Source organism: Synechocystis sp. LEGE 06083, from assembly GCF_015207725.1.
Lineage (GTDB): Bacteria > Cyanobacteriota > Cyanobacteriia > Cyanobacteriales > Microcystaceae > Synechocystis > Synechocystis salina.
Genome location: NZ_JADEWJ010000252.1, coordinates 1 through 5,898, shown reverse-complemented (window position 1 = coordinate 5,898; position 5,898 = coordinate 1). Strand labels below are relative to the sequence as shown.

Below are 5,898 nucleotides of genomic sequence, written 5' to 3'. Positions count from 1 at the left end.
CCCTAGGCGGCCATGCCCCCACCCCCATTCAAACGGCCCTGGGCATCACCTTAGCCAATGCTTCCAAAACCCAACTATGTGCAGTGTTCGGTTCCTTCGGTTGGAGTGGAGAGGCGATCGATATGTTGGAAAGCAAATTTCGGGATGCGGGCTTTAGCTTTGGTTTTGACACCATCCGGGTGAAATTTAAGCCCACCGATCAAACCCTGAAAATGTGCGAAGAGGCGGGGACAGATTTTGCTCAGGCCCTGAAAAAAGCGGAAAAACGTCGTCAACCTAAATCTACTCTGCCGGAGTCGGAGTCTGCCCGCACGGAACAAGCCCTGGGTCGTTTAGTGGGTTCCCTCTGTGTGGTTACGGCCCGCCAAGGGGAGTTGGGTAGTGCCATGTTAGCGTCCTGGGTTTCCCAAGCTACCTTTTCTCCCCCCGGTTTAACCGTGGCGGTGGCTAAGGAAAGGGCGATCGAGTCTTTGTTGCACAAAAATAGTTGCTTTGTCTTGAATATTTTGCAGGAGGGTAATCATCTAGGGTTAATGAAACATTTCCTCAAACCCTTTGCCCCCGGCTGCGATCGTTTTGCGGGGGTAGCCACGGAAACAGCGGAAAATGGGGCGCCGATTTTGAAGGAATCCCTGGCTTACCTGGAATGTCGGGTACAACAACGGCTAGAGTGCGGCGACCATTGGGTGCTTTATGCGGTGACCGACCGGGGCTCTCTGCTCCAGGAGGGGGTAACGGCGGTGCATCACCGGAAATCTGGTGATCATTATTAACGATTAGCAAAACCCCCAAAAACATTTTTTGCCTATTTTGACGATGAATGTACCTAACTGGGTAACGGTCTCCCGTTTATTGGCCTTGCCCTTGCTATTTCTGTGGTTACCGACTCCAGAGGCAGAAACCCGTTGGTGGGGAGTAGGTATTTTTTTGCTGGCCGCTAGCACCGATTGGTTGGATGGTTATCTTGCCCGTCGCTTAAACCAGGTGACGGAGTTGGGCAAATTCCTCGATCCGTTGGTGGATAAATTACTGGTGTTGGGGCCGTTGCTAATTCTCCTGACTTGGCAAATGGTACCAGCCTGGGCAGTGGGCTTAATTTTGGCTAGGGAGTTAGTCATCGCCGGTTGGCGGGTTAATCCCCAGTTAGCTAGTCAGACGGAAATTGCTGGGGCTAATCTCTGGGGCAAGGTGAAAACCGTTACCCAAATAATGGCGATCGCCTTGCTGTTGGCCCCCTTACCGAAAATTTATGGCCAAATTGGTATGGTCATATTTTGGCTAGCGGTGGTTTTGACGCTAATTTCTGGCCTAATTTACCTGATCCCCCAGACAAACAAGGGAGTTGTTGGGAATCAAACTCCCCAGGGCTGACAGTTAAAAGTATCAAACTTGCTGTTCACCAGGGCTAAAAACTAACCTCGTCGGCGAAACTTTGCCAACGGACAAAATGAAATGCGCCGGCCACGGAGCCCCAAACTCGTTCATTAGTTTCTGGGTCGTAACCCCGGTCGAGGCTAACTAATCCTGTTTCGCTCACCTCAAAACTATTTTCCAGATAGGTTTCCTTGCCATCCCGCATCACCCGACATTGCCGCCCTGGTTGCACTTCACCTTTAAAACTAGTGCCAGTCCATTCCACAATCATGTCACAGCCATTCATGGGCTCCAAATCGTCGGGGCTGAGCTGGGCCAGTTTGGCCAAATCCCTGGCTGCGCCGTAAAATTTTTCTTCGTCTTTGACTTTAAAGTTTTCAATCTCAATATGATCTTCCACCGCCTTTAACTTCAAAACCCTGAGGCGATAGGGTCTCTGGAGCATAAAGTCATAGGCTTGTTCTAAAAACAACAGGCGATCGCCGAATTTGATTTGGTCGAGGGGACGAATGGCCACCCGGATGTGAGCGTAGAAGGGAGGATTTTCAAAGGCTTGGGCCTGGTTGCTAAAGTCGGCCGCCATCCAACGGGCCAGGGCAGAAAGATCGGTGGAATGGGACATAAATAATTGTTGAATAATGACTGCTTTAAAAAGTTCTTAAAAAATATTTAAGCCAAGATGGAATACATTGGACGATTTCTCAAGGTATCTGCTATCTTGTGTTAGGTAATTTTACAACATTAGTTGACACCAAGTATTTATTAAGATTTTTGTATAGGACTTGATTTTAATTTTGGTAATGGAAGCGGCAGGAAATAATCAGTAAATCTTGATCAGTAATTATGTACACTAAACGATGCTCAGAATTGATGCACCTCGACTAGTAACCGGAAAGATTTGCCTTCAGTGGCTCTGGTTTTTCCATGCCTTCAAAGGGATTTCTAACAATCTCCTTGATGAGTAAATTAATTCTCTTCAGAAGTTTTTTGCCATTTTGCTGAAACCACAGGCAATCATGCCAAGACAGCTCAGTAAAGATGATTTTCACAGTTTAAATTTCACAGTTCAAATAGATCTGACGATTTTGGCTCGACAATCTGTCCAGTTTTAGCTTGCTTAATCGATGCCATTAAATGTTCTACATTAGCTGGGTTAGAGAGCAAATAAAGGGTTTCTTGCCATGAATTAAATTCATCCAATGATATTAATACCACCTGCTGACCCTGATTATTACTAACGATGGTCGGTTCTAAATCAGAAATAACGGAATTGATTAATTCGTCCAAACTATCCTTGGCTTGGGTGGTTGTAATCGCTTTCATTTAGCCCTCCATTGAGATGTTGCCCCATTGTAACTGCGTCCCCTGGCCCGTAAGGTTTCCCTTGCTTGCCTATGTTTATTGAAAATTTGACTAAGCCGGTCGCCAGGTGCCATGGAAACTAAAGGGAATCACCTCTGGTAAGGCCAAGCGACAAATGGGTTCTTCCTGCAAACGATCCGCATCCCACAACCACATTTCACTGCCATGGCGATCGCCGTCATAGACCACAGTGATAATCCACCCCCGATCGCCGTCATCTGGATGGGGAATGTAAAGAGGCTCGACGGGATATTGATGCTCTCCTAGCTTGGCGGTGATGACATCCCCCGTGTGGTAATCAATGCGGGCAATTTCCCCGAACCATTGGGACCCAAGGATTTCTGCTGGCCGTTGCAAAGCCATATAGGTATAGCGCCAGGGCTGGCCCGTCCGTTGGGGGTTAACCACTGGAAATTCACCACTGCGGTCTAGCACCTTGGTTAACTCCACTATTTTGGCTGTTTGAGGATTGAGGGTGGCTTGCCACAGTTGCCCATTGGTCGAAGTTTTGACCGCCCCGGTGGGCACTTCCCGCAAATATTCGTTGGTTTGGGCAAAATCGCTGAACCGGACAAAATCTAGGCGCACATTGCCATCTTCCAACTCACAGCCATTGCCATAGTGCCATTGGAACCACGATTCCGTTTCCCCTTCACTGACAATTTCCAACGTTTGGCGATCAATTACTAGAACTTTTGTCCCGCCTTCTGCATCCCAACCCAAAGCGTCCGCATAGGCCACATTGCCCAGCAGCAGAGAAAATTGATTGAGGGTAATGGGGGGTAAAAAGAGAATCAGATAGCGGCCCGCCAAGCAAAAACTATGGCAAAAGGGGGTGCGGCTTAATTTCAAACGACGGTGTTTGAGTAAATTGCCCCGACCGTCCAAACGATAAAGGTTGAGATTGAACTGAAAATCCACCCCGATACTAAAAATTTCCTCCGTTAACGGATCCCTCAGGGGATGGGCAGAAAAAGGCTGGCCCGGTTGAAACGCTCCACCAAAATCCTCCCGGCCCAAAGTAGCTAAATTTTCCAGGTCTAACGCATAGGGATGGCCCGCTTCCCACAGGGCCAACAGGCGATCGGGCAGGGCAATCACAGAGGTGTTAGCGGCATTTTTCAGTACATCATTCTGGCTAAACAAACTTTTCCAGTAATGCCAAACCCCCTGGGGATCCACCATGCCGTAGTTACCGTAGAGATAACGCCCAGCCTCTTCTTCTTCTGTGTAACCCTGGGTTTGCACATAGCGGTACTGCCCTTCCGCCCTTCCTTCACCAAAATGCACTGCCAAGATAGCGCCATCGCCATCAAACCAATGGCCAACTTTTTCCCGTCCCCGACTGAGGCGGCCGGGGCCATTGCGGTACAGACTGCCCTTTAACGCCGCAGGAATTTGTCCTGAAATCAACTCCAATCCAGTCCGGTCAAATTCCACTGCGTTTTGGCTGAAATTGCTGGCCCAAGCGGCCCGGGAGAGGGTAGCAGTCATAGAAAGGTCTAAAAAATTTGTGTGGGAAATGACGGCGGAAAAACCAGCCTTAGTGGGTGTTTGGCTCCCAGGGGAGAACAGCAAAAGTAGAGATTTGGCAAAGGTTTCCTCCACCGCACAGCTAGGCAGATCATAGCAAAATTTTCCCGAGGACAAGGAGAGTCCCGGGGATGACAACGGCCTGGTAGGGGTCAGGTTTCAACATGGGGAGAAGCTGGAGTTTAATGGGGATCGAAAAAGAAAAACGGTTGATTTTTTGATACCTGGTTTGTTTTTTTACAATTCCTACTAGACCCTTTTGATGGTCAATTGCATTGCTAGGGATTAACCATGGGACACCACTATTTTACTTGCCAACTTAAATTTGCTACCATTCAACTAGTATTTTATTTTTTTAATATTTTCCAAATTAAATTATCGAAATTAGGGGAAATATTATTATTTAATTATTCCCGAAAAAATAAAAATACGCTGACAAACATCGGGGCAAGGTTGAATGCTATTAAAGCTCAAAAAATACGTAAATAGACATTACAAATTACCATGGCCATGGGCAACAATGGTGGGGAGCATCACCGTCGTGGCGCTTGTGGTGCTGGCCCATCCCCAGAAAATCCCTGCCCAAGAACCAATTGATGAGATTCCCCAATCCTCGTTGACAGCGGAGATTCAGGCATCCCCCCAAAATGAATTATTTTTTGCCGATGTTTTAGTGCGGGGGCAATCCGTTCTTGAAGTGGGAAGTTTAGCGACCCTAAGCGCCGATGATCGGGCCCAGATCATTAATCGTCGCATTGCCAGCGTCCTCGCCCAGGCAGATTCCCCCGAAGCTGTCACCGTACAGTTTGATCCCCAACGCGAAATAGCGGTTTTAAAAGTTAATAACCGTATCCTGATGACCGTGACCAACCAGGACGCCCTCGATTTTAATGTGCCCATAGAAACCCTGGCTGAGCAATGGGCAAACCGTTTAAATCAAGCTTTCACTGAACGGCCTTTGGCGGTTGATGTTTTACAAAGATTGACCAACACAACCCGACAATTATTAAGAGATACCATTAATCTTTTGCCTTCATTACTAGGGGCATTGGTGATCATTCTCCTCACTTGGATAGTTGCCAAAGGAGTACGCCATGCCGGTCTGGTGTGGGCAGAAAAAACCGAAGGCGATCGGAGTGCGGAAATTCTGATTGGTCGCCTATGCTATGGGGGCATCTGGATCATCGGTGCAGTAATTGCCCTGACCATTTTAGGGCTAGATTTTGCGACTTTGCTAGGAACCCTCGGACTAACCAGTGTGGCCATTGGCTTTAGCTTGAAAGATATTTTAAGCAATTATATTTCCGGGGTTATTTTGTTAGCAGCTAGACCTTTTCGCATTCAGGATCAAATTGTGGTGGGAGACTACGAAGGCACTGTGGTACAGATTCAACTCCGAGCCACAACAATGCGTACCTATGATGGTCGTTTAGTTTATATTCCTAATCAGGTAGTGTTTCAAAGCAGCATTATTAATAATACCGCTTCTCCCATGCGTCGCAGTGATGTGATGGTTGGGGTAGATTACGACAGTGATTTAAACCAAGTTAAAAACTTGATTAAGGAAGCTTTGATACCCATAGAAGGTATTCAACTGGAGCCAGCACCAATGGTTTTAGTTCATGAATG

At 47.5% G+C, this 5,898-nt stretch carries 6 protein-coding genes and 1 pseudogene; 3 read left to right on the top strand and 4 right to left on the bottom strand.

Features of this window, described 5'->3' with window-relative positions; genetic code table 11:
• The coding region (locus IQ219_RS16015; protein WP_194073265.1) for a flavin reductase family protein at positions 1–773 on the top strand (773 nt) is incomplete at its 5' end.
• Positions 774–816: 43 nt separating this feature from the next.
• Positions 817–1,371 (top strand): CDP-diacylglycerol--glycerol-3-phosphate 3-phosphatidyltransferase, encoded by a 555-nt coding sequence (gene pgsA / locus IQ219_RS16010; protein WP_194073264.1) that lies wholly within the window; start codon positions 817–819, stop codon positions 1,369–1,371.
• Positions 1,372–1,405: 34 nt separating this feature from the next.
• Here the strand turns inward: pgsA and IQ219_RS16005 are convergent, their stop codons facing one another.
• From IQ219_RS16005 to IQ219_RS15985, 4 genes and pseudogenes are all read right to left on the bottom strand, one after another.
• Positions 1,406–1,996: a chromophore lyase CpcT/CpeT gene (locus IQ219_RS16005; RefSeq protein ID WP_194073263.1), complete on the bottom strand. Its 591-nt coding sequence runs from the start codon at positions 1,994–1,996 to the stop codon at positions 1,406–1,408.
• 166 nt (positions 1,997–2,162) lie between these two features.
• Positions 2,163–2,423, bottom strand: a pseudogene (locus IQ219_RS20205) (Txe/YoeB family addiction module toxin).
• A gap of 10 nt (positions 2,424–2,433) precedes the next feature.
• Positions 2,434–2,697: a type II toxin-antitoxin system Phd/YefM family antitoxin gene (locus IQ219_RS15990; protein ID WP_194016161.1), complete on the bottom strand. Its 264-nt coding sequence runs from the start codon at positions 2,695–2,697 to the stop codon at positions 2,434–2,436.
• A 90-nt stretch (positions 2,698–2,787) separates the two neighbouring features.
• Complete coding sequence (locus IQ219_RS15985) at positions 2,788–4,386, bottom strand: carotenoid oxygenase family protein (RefSeq protein ID WP_228017210.1); 1,599 nt, start codon at positions 4,384–4,386, stop codon at positions 2,788–2,790.
• A 424-nt stretch (positions 4,387–4,810) separates the two neighbouring features.
• On the opposite strand from IQ219_RS15985, the gene IQ219_RS15980 reads away from it, so the two are divergent.
• Positions 4,811–5,898: mechanosensitive ion channel family protein (locus IQ219_RS15980; RefSeq protein ID WP_368667623.1), on the top strand; the 1,088-nt coding region annotated here is incomplete at its 3' end.